The organism is Dyadobacter luticola (assembly GCF_005860805.1).
GTDB lineage: Bacteria > Bacteroidota > Bacteroidia > Cytophagales > Spirosomataceae > Dyadobacter > Dyadobacter luticola.
Window position 1 is genome coordinate 1,135,993 of record NZ_VCEJ01000004.1, and the last position, 16,235, is coordinate 1,152,227.

Annotated in this window: 14 protein-coding genes; 11 read left to right on the forward strand and 3 right to left on the reverse strand. The window is 47.4% G+C overall.

Annotated elements, in window-relative coordinates:
- Nucleotides 1-13: 13 nt before the first annotated feature.
- Together FEN17_RS15445 and FEN17_RS15450 are read left to right on the forward strand one after the other, a co-directional pair.
- The gene (locus FEN17_RS15445; RefSeq protein ID WP_138366240.1) at nucleotides 14-1,066 is read left to right on the forward strand and encodes a family 43 glycosylhydrolase; all 1,053 of its coding nucleotides are present in this window, start codon (nucleotides 14-16) and stop codon (nucleotides 1,064-1,066) included.
- Nucleotides 1,067-1,090: 24 nt separating this feature from the next.
- Nucleotides 1,091-2,260 (forward strand): cellulase family glycosylhydrolase, encoded by a 1,170-nt coding sequence (locus tag FEN17_RS15450; RefSeq protein WP_138366241.1) that lies wholly within the window; start codon nucleotides 1,091-1,093, stop codon nucleotides 2,258-2,260.
- Nucleotides 2,261-2,329: 69 nt separating this feature from the next.
- Here FEN17_RS15450 and FEN17_RS27295 read toward each other — a convergent pair whose 3' ends face one another.
- Both FEN17_RS27295 and FEN17_RS15455 read right to left on the reverse strand, forming a co-directional pair.
- Entirely contained in the window at nucleotides 2,330-2,494 is a 165-nt protein-coding gene (locus tag FEN17_RS27295) for a hypothetical protein (protein WP_171037932.1), read from the reverse strand.
- A gap of 22 nt (nucleotides 2,495-2,516) precedes the next feature.
- On the reverse strand, nucleotides 2,517-2,957 hold the full coding sequence (locus tag FEN17_RS15455) for a DUF6934 family protein (protein ID WP_138366242.1): 441 nt from the start codon (nucleotides 2,955-2,957) through the stop codon (nucleotides 2,517-2,519).
- A gap of 121 nt (nucleotides 2,958-3,078) precedes the next feature.
- On the opposite strand from FEN17_RS15455, the gene FEN17_RS15460 reads away from it, so the two are divergent.
- The 6 genes from FEN17_RS15460 (at nucleotide 3,079) to FEN17_RS15485 (ending at nucleotide 9,996) form a co-directional block, all read left to right on the forward strand.
- A complete protein-coding gene (locus tag FEN17_RS15460) occupies nucleotides 3,079-4,602 on the forward strand; it encodes a sulfatase family protein (RefSeq protein WP_138366243.1) in 1,524 nt (507 codons plus the stop codon).
- A gap of 75 nt (nucleotides 4,603-4,677) precedes the next feature.
- Nucleotides 4,678-5,709, forward strand: a complete 1,032-nt coding sequence (locus FEN17_RS15465) for a T9SS type A sorting domain-containing protein (protein WP_138366244.1) — start codon at nucleotides 4,678-4,680, stop codon at nucleotides 5,707-5,709.
- 124 nt (nucleotides 5,710-5,833) lie between these two features.
- Nucleotides 5,834-6,307 carry a lipocalin-like domain-containing protein gene (locus tag FEN17_RS15470; RefSeq protein WP_138366245.1) on the forward strand — a complete coding sequence of 158 codons (474 nt, stop codon included), beginning with the start codon at nucleotides 5,834-5,836 and terminating at the stop codon, nucleotides 6,305-6,307.
- A gap of 110 nt (nucleotides 6,308-6,417) precedes the next feature.
- Entirely contained in the window at nucleotides 6,418-7,674 is a 1,257-nt protein-coding gene (locus tag FEN17_RS15475; RefSeq protein WP_138366246.1) for an MFS transporter, read from the forward strand.
- Between the two features lie 46 nt (nucleotides 7,675-7,720).
- Complete coding sequence (locus tag FEN17_RS15480; protein WP_229208830.1) at nucleotides 7,721-8,242, forward strand: gluconate 2-dehydrogenase subunit 3 family protein; 522 nt, start codon at nucleotides 7,721-7,723, stop codon at nucleotides 8,240-8,242.
- Nucleotides 8,243-8,277: 35 nt separating this feature from the next.
- Nucleotides 8,278-9,996 (forward strand): GMC oxidoreductase, encoded by a 1,719-nt coding sequence (locus tag FEN17_RS15485; protein ID WP_138366247.1) that lies wholly within the window; start codon nucleotides 8,278-8,280, stop codon nucleotides 9,994-9,996.
- 57 nt (nucleotides 9,997-10,053) lie between these two features.
- On the opposite strand, the gene FEN17_RS15490 is transcribed toward FEN17_RS15485, so the two are convergent.
- Nucleotides 10,054-10,494, reverse strand: a complete 441-nt coding sequence (locus tag FEN17_RS15490; protein ID WP_138366248.1) for a hypothetical protein — start codon at nucleotides 10,492-10,494, stop codon at nucleotides 10,054-10,056.
- 498 nt (nucleotides 10,495-10,992) lie between these two features.
- On the opposite strand from FEN17_RS15490, the gene FEN17_RS15495 reads away from it, so the two are divergent.
- From FEN17_RS15495 to FEN17_RS15505, 3 genes are read left to right on the forward strand one after another with little or no spacing between them, the layout of a single operon-like run.
- On the forward strand, nucleotides 10,993-11,658 hold the full coding sequence (locus tag FEN17_RS15495; protein WP_138366249.1) for an RNA polymerase sigma-70 factor: 666 nt from the start codon (nucleotides 10,993-10,995) through the stop codon (nucleotides 11,656-11,658).
- A gap of 49 nt (nucleotides 11,659-11,707) precedes the next feature.
- On the forward strand, nucleotides 11,708-12,718 hold the full coding sequence (locus tag FEN17_RS15500; protein WP_138366250.1) for a FecR family protein: 1,011 nt from the start codon (nucleotides 11,708-11,710) through the stop codon (nucleotides 12,716-12,718).
- A 36-nt stretch (nucleotides 12,719-12,754) separates the two neighbouring features.
- Nucleotides 12,755-16,222 (forward strand): SusC/RagA family TonB-linked outer membrane protein, encoded by a 3,468-nt coding sequence (locus FEN17_RS15505; protein ID WP_138366251.1) that lies wholly within the window; start codon nucleotides 12,755-12,757, stop codon nucleotides 16,220-16,222.
- Nucleotides 16,223-16,235 lie beyond the last annotated feature (13 nt).

Below are 16,235 nucleotides of genomic sequence, written 5' to 3' on the forward strand. Positions count from 1 at the left end.
ATTTAAGATGAACATGAAGATATACTTTTCCCTGCTGGCTGCGCTGGCTTTCACCGTCCCGGCGTCTTGTCAAACAGCGGAGACGCCAAGAGTTAGTCAGGACGGGAAATACCAAAACCCCGTTTTTGAACCAATTCTGGCCGATCCGACAGTCGTGAAGGCGGACGACGGTTACTTTTATGCCTATGGCACGATGGATAACTGGGGCGACGGCAAGGGTGCACATTTGATCCCGATTGTTCGCTCCAAAGATCTGGTACACTGGACTTACGAGAAAGATGCATTTCTGGAAAAACCGGCCTGGAAAGAAAAAGGCGGCATCTGGGCGCCGGAAGTAGTTCAGGTAAACGGTCAATACTATATGTATTACGCCTACTCCACCTGGGGCGACCCGAATCCGGGTGTCGGACTGGCGATTGCAGACAATCCGGAAGGGCCTTTTAAGGACCAGGGAAAGTTATTTTTGAGTGCAGAAGTGGATGTGCCTAATTCCATTGATCCGTTTTATGCCGAGGTAGATGGTAAAAAATACATTTTCTGGGGCAGTTTCAGCAATGCCCCGACACAGGGAACATTTGCGCTGGAACTGGCGGAGGATGGAAAATCGGTGAAAGATTTGACTAAAAAAGTGAAAGTAGCGGCTGGGGATTTTGAAGCAGTGATGATCCAGAAAAAAGGCGATTACTATTATTTTTTCGGGTCAAAGGAAAGCTGCTGCGAGGGTGCGAACAGTAAGTACAATGTGCGGGTAGGCCGCTCGAAAGACATTTTGGGGCCTTATCTTGATAAAAATGGCAAGGATTTGCGCGAACGCGGCACAGGTACCGTACTGGTCCATCCCAGTGCCAAATATGCAGGCCCAGGGCATAATTCCAGGTTTTTTACCGATGCTAATGGTACAGATTGGCTGCTTTATCATGCGATTGATAGGACCCAACCCACGGTTTCGACCGGGGCGAATCGGCGGGTTTTAATGTTGGATAAACTGACCTGGAATGACGGCTGGCCGGAAATTTTGAACGCCGAACCAAGTATAGAACCGACGGTTGCACCTCTTTTCAAATAGTTTTAATTAAAAATCCTTTATTGAATGAAATTCTTAAAGACATCGATTTGGGCAATTCTGATCTGCCTTTCTTTCCAGCAATGCAACAAGAAAGCAGAGGAAAAAAAGGAAGAGACTCCCGCGAAGGAAGAAGCCGCCACCACCGGTCGCGAGATCTGGACCAAAGAACAAGCCAAGGAATGGTATGCCAAACAAGGCTGGCTGGTAGGAGCAGATTTCCTGCCGAGCACGGCGATTAATCAGCTTGAAATGTTCCAGGAGGCATCTTTCGACACCGCTACCATTGATAAAGAACTTGGCTGGGCGCAAAATATTGGCATGAATACCATGCGTGTTTACCTGCACGATTTGTTGTTTCAGCAAGATTCGGCGGGTTTTATTAAAAGGTTGAATGTGTTTCTGGACATAACCAAAAAACATAACATTAAGCCGGTGCTTGTATTGTTCGATTCCTGCTGGGACCCGTTCCCGAAACTTGGCAAGCAACGCGATCCGAAACCGGGCGTGCATAACTCGGGCTGGGTACAAAGTCCTGGTTTTGAGGGGTTGAAAGACAGTACGCAATATCCTCGTCTGGAAAGATATGTGAAAGGTACCGTCGCTGCACTGGCGAATGACGACCGTATTTTGGCGTGGGATATCTGGAACGAGCCGGACAATCCGAATACAAGCTCTTACGGAAAGGTGGAATTGCCGAACAAAGTGGATTACGTGATTCCTTTGCTGACCAAATCTTTTGCCTGGGCAAGATCGGTAAATCCTTCACAGCCACTTACTTCGGGTGTTTGGGCAGGCAACTGGGAAACGCATGAGACGTTGAAGCCAGTGGAAAAAGTAATGATCGACCAATCCGATATCATCACTTTCCACAACTATGAAGGCCCGGAAAGTTTCGAAAAAGCGATCAAACAATTGCAGCGATACGACCGCCCGATCATTTGCACCGAATATATGTCCCGCGGAAACGGCAGTTTCTTCAAAGGCTCACTGCCCATCGCCAAGAAATACAATGTCGGCGCGATCAACTGGGGTTTGGTTGACGGAAAATCCCAAACAATTTATCCCTGGGACAGCTGGAAAAAGACTTATACCAAGGAGCCGGATTTGTGGTTCCATGACATTTTCCGCAAAGACGGCACGCCGTATAAGAAGGATGAAGTGGAGTTGATAAAGAATTTGACGGCTGCGAAGTAGGTAGCCTGTAAAATGAAATCGCCCGGTGCCAAAATGGTGCCGGGCGATTTCATTTTTATATGTTGAATGTCAATTCTTTTTCTCAATCTTATGGAGCTGATGCCCGAAGCGATCAAGGAACGCCAGAAGATCGGCATTCTTGGCTAGGACAGCTTTTTCAGCAGCAAGGTATTCCTTACTTCTATTCTCTTTTTTTGCTGTCTTTTTTAGTGGGACCTCTGTTAGTGTTGCCATATTGTTAGTCGTTTAATCAAAATTAAATATTTTTTCGAGAAATCATAAAGAAGTCGTACTCACCTTTTGGAGAGAAAATTTCAACCCCATCCTGATTTCCGCCGTGAATCACATAGCGGTCTGAAAGTTGGTTCAATTCTCTGGAAATGACCATTTTGTATAGTCTTGTTCTCGAAGGACTACTACCGTAGAATGCTACAACAGTTTGCGGATTAAAATTCAAAAATATTCTTATTGATTGCATGACCGTGGCCAGGATCTTATTTCGGTCTCCGTTATCATCTATGGAATGAACATCCAAATCGCCGTTTTCCAAGGGATTTCCCAAGGTTAATGTAACAACAAAAGGATCTCTTGTAGTGAAGTAGACAATGCGTTTGGGGATGTTTTCCTTACCAACACTCACAAAATCAAAGCGGTGGGCTTCGTCAAGAATAGTAAACTCGTAGAATGGTTCGTTCATTTTTTGGAGGGTAGTGTGTGAGATTTGCGCAATGTTAGCAAAAAGAAATCAAACCGAAATCACCGTTAATTAATAACTTGACCGACAGAAATCGACCTATTCATTAACCTGCTCATACTGAATGTTCCTGCGAATTTTACTGCTGGCGATGCTGCTACCGGCCATTGTTTTTGGTCAGAAGAAAGGACAAAAGCCTAATGTTATTTTTATTTATGCGGATGACGTGGGTTATGGCGACCTGAGTTCTTACGGCGCAACCAAGATCAAAACGCCCAACATTGATCGGCTGGCGAAGGAGGGTATTCGTTTCACTAATGCGCATGCCACGTCGGCGACTTGTACGCCTTCGCGCTTTGCTTTGATGACAGGCAAATATCCCTGGCGGCAAAAAGGTACTGGCGTGCTTCCGGGAGATGCTTCGCTGATCATTCCGACGGAGCGGCTGACTTTGCCCAAAGTTTTTAAACAAGCAGGCTACAAAACGGCATCGGTCGGAAAGTGGCACCTCGGGCTGGGAGAAACTAATAAGACGATTAATTGGAACAGCCCGATCACCAAAGGCCCCAATGAAGTGGGCTTTGATTACGCCTATTTCTTCCCTGCCACTTCTGATCGTGTACCGACGGTTTTTGTGGAAAATCATGATGTGCAGGACCTGGATAAAAACGATCCGATTGAAGTTGATTATGCGAAAAGGATTGGAAATGAGCCGACTGGAAAAGAAAACCCGGAGCTTTTGAAATTGCCTGCGTCGCCGGATCATGGGCATAACAATACGATTGTCAATGGAATCGGGCGAATTGGCTGGATGACGGGCGGGAAGCAGGCGCGCTGGACTGATGAGGAAATCGCGCATGTTTTTCTTTCCAAAGCGGAACAGTTTATTGAAGAGAATAGGGCTGATCCTTTCTTCCTGTATTTTTCTTTGAATGACATTCACGTGCCACGAATGCCGAGCACGCAGTTTAAAGGCAAAAGTCAGATGGGCTTGCGCGGCGATGTGATCCTGCAAATGGATTGGACAGTTGGCGAGATTTTGAAAAAGCTGGATGAACTGAAAATTTCAGAAAATACATTAGTTATTTTTTCCAGCGACAATGGACCTGTACTGGATGATGGATATGCGGATCGAGCCGTTGAACTTTCCAAAGGGCATAGTGCTGCCGGGCCGCTTCGTGGCGGGAAATACAGCGCTTTTGAAGGTGGTACCCGGGTGCCTTGGCTGGCCCGCTGGCCGCAGACCATCAAGCCTGGAACTGTATCGGACGCACTGGTTTGTCAGATTGATCTCATCGCATCATTTGCCGGTTTTTTCCTTCAAAAAGTGGATTTCGAGGATGCGGTTGACAGTTTTAATACCATCGATGCATTGCTTGGTAAAACAAAAACCGGACGTGAATATCTGATTAAGCAAGGTGGTGCTTTGTCACTTACACGGGGAGGCTGGAAGTATATTGAGCCGCGCGAAGGAAAGGCAATCCAGGAGCTGACCAATACAGAAACCGGCAATAATCCGAAGCCGCAATTGTATGATTTGAGTAAGGATATTGGTGAAAAGACGAATGTGGCCGATAAATATCCGGCAAAAGTGAAGGCGATGGCGGCTGAGTTGGAGAAGATCCGGGGGGCTGGGCGTAGCAAATAATTAAAAAAAATATATACAATTTTTCCGTTACTAATCAAACAACCCAACGTCTAAAGCATAAACACCAATCCGTTTATGCAGACTTTTTATCATTCCATCCTCACAGCAGCATTTTTCATTTGCTCCGTATTCGTCGCAAATTTCGCCAGTGCGCAGACGACCTATCTGCACCAGAATTTTGAGAAAACGACCTCCCTGATCAACCCGCAGCCGGATAGCGGCCAGTTCAGCCACGTGATCCTTACTGCTCCGGCGCTATCGTATTATAAGTTTCACAAAGGCTACTTGGAGCTAACGAGGACGAAGCAGGATTCTGCAACCGGCGGCATTATCCGGGTGCTGCGCGCCACGCCTTTTGAGCCAAATCCGGAAACGCTTATTATCCAGATCACCCTCAGCGCAGAGTCAATTCAGGGTAGTGCAGTGAATGCACTTTACTTCTATGTTGGCGAGAATTTTAATCCCGTCAATAATTCTTTTCCGGGTAACGGCTTAATGTTCAGCAAGTTTGCGATCAATTTTACAGAAAATGCATGGGTTGTCAAAGACCCGGAAACCCAAACATTAAGTCTGCCAGTAACATTAAAAAAGCCGGTAACATTGACCTGGGTGCTGAATAACTCGGCCGAGCCGCTGCCTTATCATTTGTATCAAGACAATGTTGAGCAAATTGCCGAGCCAGCCACGTACGACCTTTGGCTGGATAATGAAATTGTGCACAAAGGCTCACCAGCCTATCCCGGCAATGCTGCGTATTCTCCAACCAAACTCTCCAATTTCGAGATCCGCTACCGGAATGGACAGGGTAGGATACACATTCATGAAATATCCATCAGGGAAGGAAAATCTGGAATCCGGGAGGAGGAGCATGTTGTGATGCCCAATCCGGTTTCGGGCAAATTATTCTTCGTTCATGCAAAAAATATCGAGCTGACCTCAATTCGATTGACGAATCAAAATGGTCAGAATATAAGTGTCAAAGCTTCAACATTGACAGAGGATAAGGTTCAAATCCAGCCGCAATCCACATTAGCCGCAGGCTTCTATATCCTCAGTTTTTTGGATAAAAATAAAAGAAAACAGTCGGTCCGGTTGGTCGTGGAATAGCACATTAAGATGCTGATTAGGTGCCGGTAAGTCAATGTTCGTACCGGTTAGTCGATAGTTTGCTGGACTAGCGGGACGGCGGAGCTACTTTCGGCATTATTCACAAAAAACAGATTCAATTATCATGAAAAAGTCACCCCTAAAAAGCCTCACCAATTACCTTTTAATGTTTGCGCTCGTTGCCGGAATTTTTGCTTGTAGCAAGGACTCCGACGATCCGACACCACAGCCGGACAGCGTGGAAGGAAAGTGGAAAATTTCTGCCATCACAGTTGACCCCGCTCAAAATGGTATCACCGATTTTCTGGCTTTTTTGGAAGCAGCAACCGGGAATAAGTGCCTTTCCAGCATTGTATTTGACTTTAAATCAAACGGTACCATCGACGGAACCGTGCCTGCCGGCTGTACCGACGAAGGCGATGATATCGTGGACGATAAATCAACCTGGAAAGTGATCGGTAATAAAATCCAGCTCACCGACGGCACAGATGTTAGCGAATATGACTTGACAGTGACTAAAACGGAGATGAGATGGTCACAAATGCAAACAGACAATGGTGTGAGTTATAAACTGACGCTCGTCTTCAAAAAACCATAACGCATCAGAACATTCTCCTGAAATTTTCCTACCTTTCGAATTAAATAGCCGGTCTTTTGTCCGGCTATTTGCATATTATTACAACATTTCCTGAAACCCGTTATTTTCAAATGAATACCTCCCAGGTGGGTTCTTCCCCGGCACCCCGTAGCGATGCGTCACACCTTTTTAGCGCTCCCGTCATCGTTGCTGCACTCGGCTATTTTGTTGATATCTACGATCTTTTGCTTTTCGGAATCGTCCGGCTGCCGAGCCTGGCTTCACTCGGATTGTCGGAGGCGCAGATTTCGGAAACCGGTGCGAGCATCCTGAACTGGCAAATGACCGGGCTGCTTTTAGGTGGAATTTTGTGGGGGATACTGGGTGATAAAAAAGGCCGCCTGTCCGTACTTTTTGGCTCGATCATTACTTACTCACTTGCCAACATTGCCTGCGGTTTTGTGCAGGATGTGATGGTTTACAAATTTCTCCGCTTTGTTGCAGGAGTAGGTTTGGCCGGCGAGCTGGGTGCCGGAATTACACTGGTTTCCGAAATCCTGCCCAGGCATCTGCGCGCGATCGGTACTTCGCTGGTGGCGGGAATTGGTTTACTTGGGGCGGTGGTTGCTTATTTCACCGTGGAATTTTTTGATTGGCGATACGCCTATTTTATCGGCGGCGGGCTTGGCATTTCCTTGCTTTTACTGCGGATCGGCGTTTTTGAGTCTGGTATTTTTAAAGATCTGCAAAATCAGAAACATGTCGTGAAGGGTAATTTTTTCTCCTTATTCAATAATAAAGACCGCTTTTTACGCTACCTGAAATGTATCGGCATCGGCTTGCCAACCTGGTTTGTGATCGGTATCCTTGCCACTTTCAGCAACGAATTCGGTAAAGCCATGGGCATTGCAGAGCCCACCCGCCCAGGGTTGTCGATCATGTGGTGCTATGTCGGATTGTCGATGGGCGATTTGGCGAGCGGGTTTATCAGTCACTGGCTCGAATCCCGGAAAAAGGCGGTATTTCTGCTGATGGTTTTTACGCTGGTCGGAAGTATCATTTATCTTTTTGCAGGTATCAAATCGGCCGCAACATTGTATACGGTCGCAGCGTTCTTGGGCTTTGGGATCGGTTACTGGGCTATGTTTGTAACCATCGGCGCTGAGCAATTTGGTACCAATTTGCGCGCTACGGCTGCCACGACCGTGCCAAATATGGTCCGCGGAACGGTGGTGTTAATGACAACATTATTTGCTAATTTTAAAATGTCCTTCACTGTAATCCAGTCAGGAGCGCTTGTAGGCCTCATTTGTTTCGCCATCGGCCTCTACTGTACTCTCACCATCCCGGAAACGCACGGGAGGGATTTGGATTTTTTGGAAGAATGACCATAAATAACTACTATCTAAATTCACAATTAAAGCATACATCTAAATGAAAAGACGTGTTGCGCTGAGAAGCATGGCGGTGGCGGTGGGGGCGATGGCGGGTTTGCCTTCGTGGGCGTCGGGATGGAGTAAGGAGACGATTCCAGCTGGGAAGCTGCTTTCGGTGGATCAGGCAAATAGCTTGACTGCGATGGTGGAAACCATTATTCCGAAGACCGACACGCCGGGTGCGGGAGAGCTGGGAGTTGGCAATTTTGTTCAGAAGATGGTGACGGATTGCTATGACAGTAAAACGCAGGCAAACCTTTCCAGCGGCATTTCGCAACTGGAAGCGCAGAGTATGAAGCGTTTTGGGAAATCATTTGCTGACGCGGGCAAAGACCAAAAATTACAGCTTTTGCAAGATCTTGAAAAAAGCAGCGATGCGGATCAGAAAGCCTTTTTTGGTTTGGTAAAAAACCTGACGATCCAGGGATATATGTCTTCGGAATATGTGATGACCAACATTACGCATTATGAAATGGTACCTGCCAGATACCACGGCTGCGTACCGGTTACCAAGGGCTAAGACGAGATCCTTGTTCATGCTCCTCAAATTATACTATGGCGAATTTTAATATTGACAGTAAAAAAGCGCGCACCTACGATGCCATTGTGATCGGCTCGGGGATTAGCGGCGGCTGGTCGGCCAAAGAGCTGACCGAGAAGGGTTTGAAAACATTGGTGCTGGAACGTGGGCGAGATGTGCAGCATATCAAGGACTACCCGACCACCAACATGATGCCCTGGGAGTTTGAGCACCGCGAGAGGCTTCCCAAAGAAGTGACTGACGCGAACCCGATCGCCAGCCGGTGTTATAATTTCAAAGAATCGTCTGCACATTTTTTCGTAAAAGACAACGAGCATCCCTATGTCCAGGATCAGGACAGGCCTTTTGACTGGCTGCGGGGATACCAGGTAGGCGGAAAATCGCTGCTTTGGGCGCGGCAGACGCAGCGGTGGAGCAAGTATGATTTCGAAGGCCCGGCCCGCGATAAATTTGCCGTGGAATGGCCGATCGGCTACGATGATATTGCACCCTGGTACAGCCATGTGGAGAAATTTGCGGGTATTACCGGAAACAAAGACGGTCTTGACGCGCTGCCCGACGGTGAATTTCTGACGCCGCACGAGTTGAACTGCGTCGAGAAATATTTCAAAGAGCAGGTTGCCAAGCAATACAAAGATCGTCACATGATCATCGGTCGTGCGGCACATATTACAGATCCACAGCAAATTCACCTGGATCAGGGTCGTGCGAAATGTCAGCACCGGACGATGTGCGAGCGGGGTTGTCCTTTTGGCGGCTATTTCAGCAGCAATGCTTCTACGATTCCCTGGGCGATGAAAACCGGGAATCTGACGCTCCGGCCGCATTCGGTGGTACATTCTATCATTTATGATGATAAAAAACAGAAGGCGAGCGGCGTGCGGGTGATCGATGCTACGACCAAGGAAATGATGGAATTTTATGCAGACATTATTTTCTTGAATGCCGCTGCCCTGAATTCCAATCTTGTCTTACTGAACTCCACTTCCAGCCGTTTTCCAAACGGTTTGGGTAATGATAGCGGGCTGCTTGGAAAGTATGTGGCGTTCCACAACTACCGCGCAAGCATTTCCGGCGAGTATGAAGGTTTCCTGGATTCGACTACGGATGGTCGTCGACCAAACAGTGGCTACATTCCAAGGTTCCGAAATGTGTACAAGCAGGAAACCGACTTTTTGAGAGGGTATGCGGCCGGTTTTGGTGCTAACCGAATTACTTATTCCGACCGGACTGGTATTGGCGAATCGCTGAAAGCAGGCTTGCTCGAAACAAAATATGGTAACTGGAGTGTCGGCTCGCATATGATGGGCGAAACGATCCCGAAAGAAACCAACTATGTCGCACTCGACAAAGATCAAAAAGACGCCTGGGGTATCCCGCTGCTCAAAATTTCCGTCGCTTACGACGATAATGATGAGAAGATGATCAAGGATTACATTGAGCAAGTCAGCGAAATGTTTGTCAATGCCGGTTTCAAAAATGTAAAAGCCAATGACGGGCACCGCAACCCTGGAAACGACATCCACGAAATGGGTGGCGTACGTATGGGAAAAGATCCGAAAACGTCATTGCTCAACAAGTGGAACCAGCTGCACGCCTGCAAAAACGTGTTCGTCACCGACGGCGCCAGCATGACTTCTACCTCTACCCAAAACCCATCCCTGACTTACATGGCACTTTCTGCCAGAGCAGTGGATCACGCGGTAAAAGAGATGAAGGCAAAGAATTTATAAAAGACTTGTTTCAAGAAGTTAAGCGGCTGTCACGGAATGTGGCAGCCGCTTTTTTATTTAGTAGAGAATGCCGTTCGGCTTACCGTTCGATTTTATGTTAATAAATGACTCAGTATGGTCGATGACGTTGTCCTCTGATACATATTGCGTTAAGTCGTTAAGCTTAATTTTAAGGTCAGCAATTCTACGCAATGCAGCCTCATCTACATTCTTATATTGTTCGCCCCAGCCACTGCCGTTATCGTAGCATATTGTGAGCAGCTTGCCAGCAGGGTAATAGTTGATGATAAAGTCGGCTTTCGAAATCACTTCATAATAATCCCTGTTTTTCTCAGTGTTCGAATAAAGATCATAGAATATAGAAAGCGCATGATTATTCAATGTGTCCTTGCCATTTGGCTGAATGTAGAAGGTTTTTACCTCAGGGTCCACCTTATCTACACACGCAGCCAGACAAGCAATACCCAAAATGATCAGTAGTTGATTCGCTCTTTTCATAGTTGATTTTTTTGATGTTAACCCATTCTCTTCCTGTCGTTAATTTTAATGCCATAAGACATTTAACAGTTACTCTCGTGCTTAAATTTTTTGAATTGCATTATAGCTTATTATACTATTATAATATTATTGAAATTTCAGATTTTGTCTTTAATAACTCCCCATAACGATTCCCATTTTACCAAGTGAAAGATTATAGATGAATCGCACTCACCAAAATTCAGTCAAATGATTTCGCAGGGAAATACAGTTATGTGGGCAAAATTTGTATAGTTATGTCACTTGCGTTTGTCATGTGCGGTAATTCGGGTGAACTACCGGAACAAATATAGGCGGGGTGACATAAACTCTCTTTTCCCAGGGGCCTCGGTTTAACCATCGGCAGGAATGAGTTAGCCTCCGGTATATCACTAAAAAAAGTTTTAGTTTTTTTTAATTAAGACTAAGGGATTTCAAGTGCAAGAAAGTCTTATAATTATTATATTAAAAACAGACTCGATGCACGATCCTTTACAAAACCAGGAACCAAAGCGTTTGAACCCGTTTGTGGCACCCGCACAAGAAGGAAAGGTGACGCCCAGTGAGATTGATTCGGCATCATTTCTGAAAAGTACCTTCGAACAAAATCCTTCCAAAGGTCTGGAACTGCTTTTCCGCCGCTTTTACAATCCGCTTTGCAGCCACGCGGTGCGCTTTGTTTATTCCAAACAAATTGCCGAAGACTTGGTCAGCGAAGTCTTTTTTCAGTTTTACCGGACCCGGGCCTACGAAAACATTACCTCTTCCTACACGAGCTATTTATTCAGGTCGGTGCGGAATGAATGTTATACGTATATGCGCAGAGAGTTCGGGAAAATGGACACGCTGGAAGTGACAGAAGAAAATACGATTTCTACTTACCATCAGCAGCCGGATGCTGAAATTCACTACAACCATCTTTATCTCAAAATCAGCGAGGTGATTGCGCGACTTCCCATGCAATGCCAGAAAGTGTTTGTACTCAGCAGGTTTGAGAATAAAAAATACCACGAAATAGCAGATGAGCTGCATATTTCACCCAAAACCGTGGAAGTGCATATCTCCAAGGCGCTGAAACACCTAAGGTCGGCATTGCACGGCGAATGGATGATTTCGTTCAGCCTGACCATTTTGAGCTTCATCTGAAACAACAACAAACTCCTGTAAGACCTGTGATCCTGATTTCGAAGAAGAAATGAAAACACCTATATCCAAATACACGCTGTTCGAGTATCTGTCCGGCCGGGCTACTCCTCTTGAAAGACAACTGATCGAAGACTGGATCAGCCGTGAGGAAAATACCGAGATCTTTTACCAGTGGCTGATGGAATTCGAAACCAAAAGCCCGCAATACATTCCGGACCAGGAAGCAGCCATCGCCAACCTGCTGCGCCGCCTGGACTCCGACCTTAGTCCTATGGACGGCCCGCAAAAAGTCAGCGCCGAGCAGGAAACGCGATCATTGGGTTTGGGACCTAACCGCTGGCTCTGGCTGATGGCGGCCTCCATAGTGCTGCTGGTGGGCTGCGGCTGGTGGTTCCGCGACCCAATCATGTACAAAACTTACCAGACCGCCTACGGACAAACGACGGATGTGTACCTCGAAGACGGCAGTAAAGTGGCCCTGAACTCCAATTCCAAACTGAAAATACCCCGCTTTGGCTTCTATGGCGACGTACGCCGGGTGTGCCTGGAAGGGGAGGCAGAATTTTCCGTGAGCCACACGATAGACAATAAACGTTTCGTGGTGAAGACTTCCGACAAGTTCCGGGTAGAGGTTCTGGGAACTACATTCTCCGTCTTCGCGAGGCCGAGAGGGACGAAGGTAACCCTCACGAGCGGAAGCGTGCGCATTGATTATTCTCAAAATGATCAGCTCAAAAAAGTGATGATGCAGCCGGGTGATCTGGCGATCCTCGACCCGGCGGGGGAGGTGCAGCTGGAAAGGAAAAAGGACGTCAAAACATTCGCGACCTGGAAAGAGCAGCGGTATATTTTCAATGCGACTTCGGTGGGCGATATCATTGCGATGATCGAGGAGAACTTCGGGCAGCACGTGACTTTGTCTGATTCGAACATTGCGCAGCGGACGATAACAGGAAATTTCAAGACTAAAAACGCGGACGAACTCTTGCGGACAATTTCGGAAGTACTCGACATGAAGATCGAGCAGAACGGGAATAACATCTTTTTGACCAATAACTAAGTAACGAACCACTGATTATTCTTAACCACTTAACTCATGAATCTAAAGCTATCAGCTAAGCAATGGGTGGCAATCGGGCTTGTGCTGGCGACACAGACCGCTGACGATGCCCGCTCACAGGTAATCGCTTTTGCCGCAAAGCCTGCCAGCCAGCACAATTCTTTCAGGCAGGAGATGAAACTGAAAAATGTACTGCTTGACCTGCAGAGACATTACGGTGTTGAAATTGTGTTTGAAGACCGACTCGTGGGCTCGATCAATGTGGCCGCGGGAACGCTCGACCTGAACCAGCCTATTGAGAAGAACCTGGATACGATCCTGGGACAAAGCGGGTTAAAATACAAGAGGACAAGAAAAAATACTTTTGTAATCACTGAGGAGAAAGCGAAGGAAACTTCTCCCGTGAAGGATGAAAAAAAGGAGTCGGCGGCACTGCCTGAAACGCAGCTTACTGCCGAGAATGTGGTGGCGCCGGCAACTACGCAAACTGCGGTCGACAGGACTATTAAAGGTACTGTCACGGATGAAAAAGGAACTGGTCTGCCGGGTGTGAGCGTCGTCCTGAAAGGTACCCAGCGCGGAACTTCCACGGGTGCGAGCGGAGAATTTACCTTGGAAATTCCGGAAGGCGGCATGCAGAATGTGCTGGTTCTGAGTTTTGTAGGGTATAAATCGCAGGAAGCTACTATCGGCAATCAATCAACATTGTCACTGAGTATGATGCCCGACGAGAATGCGCTGGAAGAGATTGTGGTGGTGGGCTATGGTACCGTGAAAAAAACGGATTTGACGGGTGCAGTGGGAACGATCAAGGGTGATGTTTTGCAGGAACGTCCCGCTTCTTCACTGAACCAGGGCTTGTCGGGCCGGATCGCAGGGGTGAATGTATCTTCCAACTCGGGGCGTCCGGGTGGTAGGGCCAACATCCGTATCCGCGGCGCGAGTTCTATCAGTGTGTCTAACAACCCTTTGTATGTGATCGACGGGGTGATTTTAAATGCGGTGGACCTTGGAAACGGTAGTACGCCGATTGACTACATTAACCCGAATGACATTGCATCGATTGAAGTTTTGAAAGATGCGTCTTCCACAGCGATTTACGGAGCGCGGGGCGCAAATGGGGTGATTTTGGTAACCACCAAAAGAGGTACGTCCGGCGGTGGAAAAGTTACTTATGATACGGATTACAGCATTGGCGTAGCACCAAAGTTGTTGCCGGTCTTGAATTCCAAAGAATTTCTGGCAGTGGAGGAAACCATTTATGCCAATGCCCAAAAATATGACCCTGTCGGCTGGGCTACCGGTACTAAGTATACGGATCCAAAATTGAAGCGTACCAACCCGCTTTTGTTTGACTCAAATGGTAACCCACTTTATGATACCAACTGGCAGAAAGAAACTTTCCGCAAGGCTTTTACACAAAATCACCAGCTGGGACTGACCGGCGGCGGCGATAAAGGAAGCTACGGCGCATTTTTAAATTACCGCAATGAAAACGGGATCGCGATCGGTTCGTGGCAAAAAAGATTTGCAGGCCGCTTTGTATTTGATAGTCAGATCAAAAGCTGGCTGAAAGTGGGCGGAACATTGGGTTATACCGACCAGAACGAGAAGCAGATCGACCAGCTGGGCGGTGGTGGTATCACGGCGATGCGCCAGGTTTTGGAAGCTTTGCCTATTATTCCGGTAAAATATCCCGATGGAAAATGGGCTAGCAATCGTGACTATCCGGGTATGGAAGGCGGCGACAGTCCGCTCAGAGTTTCGGCTGAAAGGTTGTTTTATCTGAGAACTCAGACCATGCTGGGTAATATGTTCGCGAGCATCCGCCTGGCCGACGGCCTGGAACTTCGCTCGACGGTTGGTACCAATGTGATCAATCAGCGTGAGGATTATTTTGCGGCAGCAGGTTTGCAGTACATTTCAAATAATGGTGATGCTTCTGTGACGAACCGACGGTTCAATTCCTGGCAGTTTGAAAATTACCTGACTTACGTCAAAGATTTTGGTAAAATCCACTCTATCAATGCCATGTTGGGTTTGTCGTGGCAGCATGTGGACAAGTTTGAAGATGCCGCGAAAAGCCAGAATTTCACAGATACCTATTTTCAATTCAACAATCTCGGCGCAGGCGCGACTGCCCTGCCTCCGACTTCCAATGCGACGGCTTACGGGCTTAACTCTTATTTCGCAAGGTTGAATTACAGTCTGTTGGATAAATATCTGGTTACATTCACCGGACGTATTGACGGCTCGTCCAAGTTCGGGGAAGCCAATCGCTACGCATTTTTTCCATCGGCGGCTTTGGCCTGGCGGGTGAATGAAGAGGAGTTTTTGAAAAATGTGGCGGCGGTCTCCAACCTGAAAATCAGGGCGAGCTATGGTGCTACCGGTAACTCCGAAATCCCTGCCTACCGTGCTTTGGCGGGTATGTCCAGCTATGACGTTATTTTCGGCGGTGCGCGTAACATTGGTATCGGGGTAGGCCGTATGTCGAATTCCAACTTGCAGTGGGAGAAAACGCAGCAGGTGGACCTGGGTATCGAACTGGGTTTGTTCTCCAACAGGCTGAGCTTTGAGCTGGATTTGTACAGAAGAAAAGTGAACAAAATGTTGCTGGATGCGCCGCTTCCGCTGAGCAGTGGTTACGCAAGTATCTTCACCAATGTGGGCAGCATGGAAAACAAAGGGGTTGAATTTGCAGTGAACTCTACCAACATTAAAGCCGGCGATTTTACCTGGAATACCACATTCAATATTTCGGTCAATAAAAATAAAGTGCTGGCGCTCTCCGGCGGTAGCGACATTTTCTCCGGGAATACCATTGTGCGTGTGGGCGAGCCGGTAGGATCATTCTTCGGCCGCGTTCATGAAGGTACCTGGTCAACTGCGGAGGCGGAGACGGCTAAGAAATACAATATGCTGCCAGGCGACGTGAAATACAAGGATCTGAACAACGACGGTACGATCAATGACAACGACCGCGCGATCATTGGAAAAGGTATCCCTGATGGTTTCGGAACATTCCTGAACACCTTCCAGTACAAAGCTTTCTCGCTGACCATCGACCTGCAATATATGTATGGCAATGACGTGCTGGATCGGAGTATCCACTCTGCGGAAGACAGACAGGGTATCGCAAACAGCTATAAAACGGTGCTGAATGCGTGGACAGAAACCAACCAGAACACGCCGATTGCGCAGATCCGCCCGATCAATGCTTACTACACGACCAACAATGACAGCCACAAAGTATCGGATGCCTCATTTATCCGCGGTCGTAACCTGCTGCTGGCCTACGTTTTCCCGGCTTCGGTGACTTCCAGGCTGAAACTGGACAGGCTGCGGATTTACGGATCGGTGCAGAACTTCTTTGTGAAAACGAAATATTGGGGCTACGATCCCGAAGTATCCAACTCGGGCTCCCCATTCGACCAGGGATTTGGCTTGTACGATTATCCGAAGCCACGGGTATTTATGATGGGTTTGAACATTGGTTTATAACATTCTGACTTGA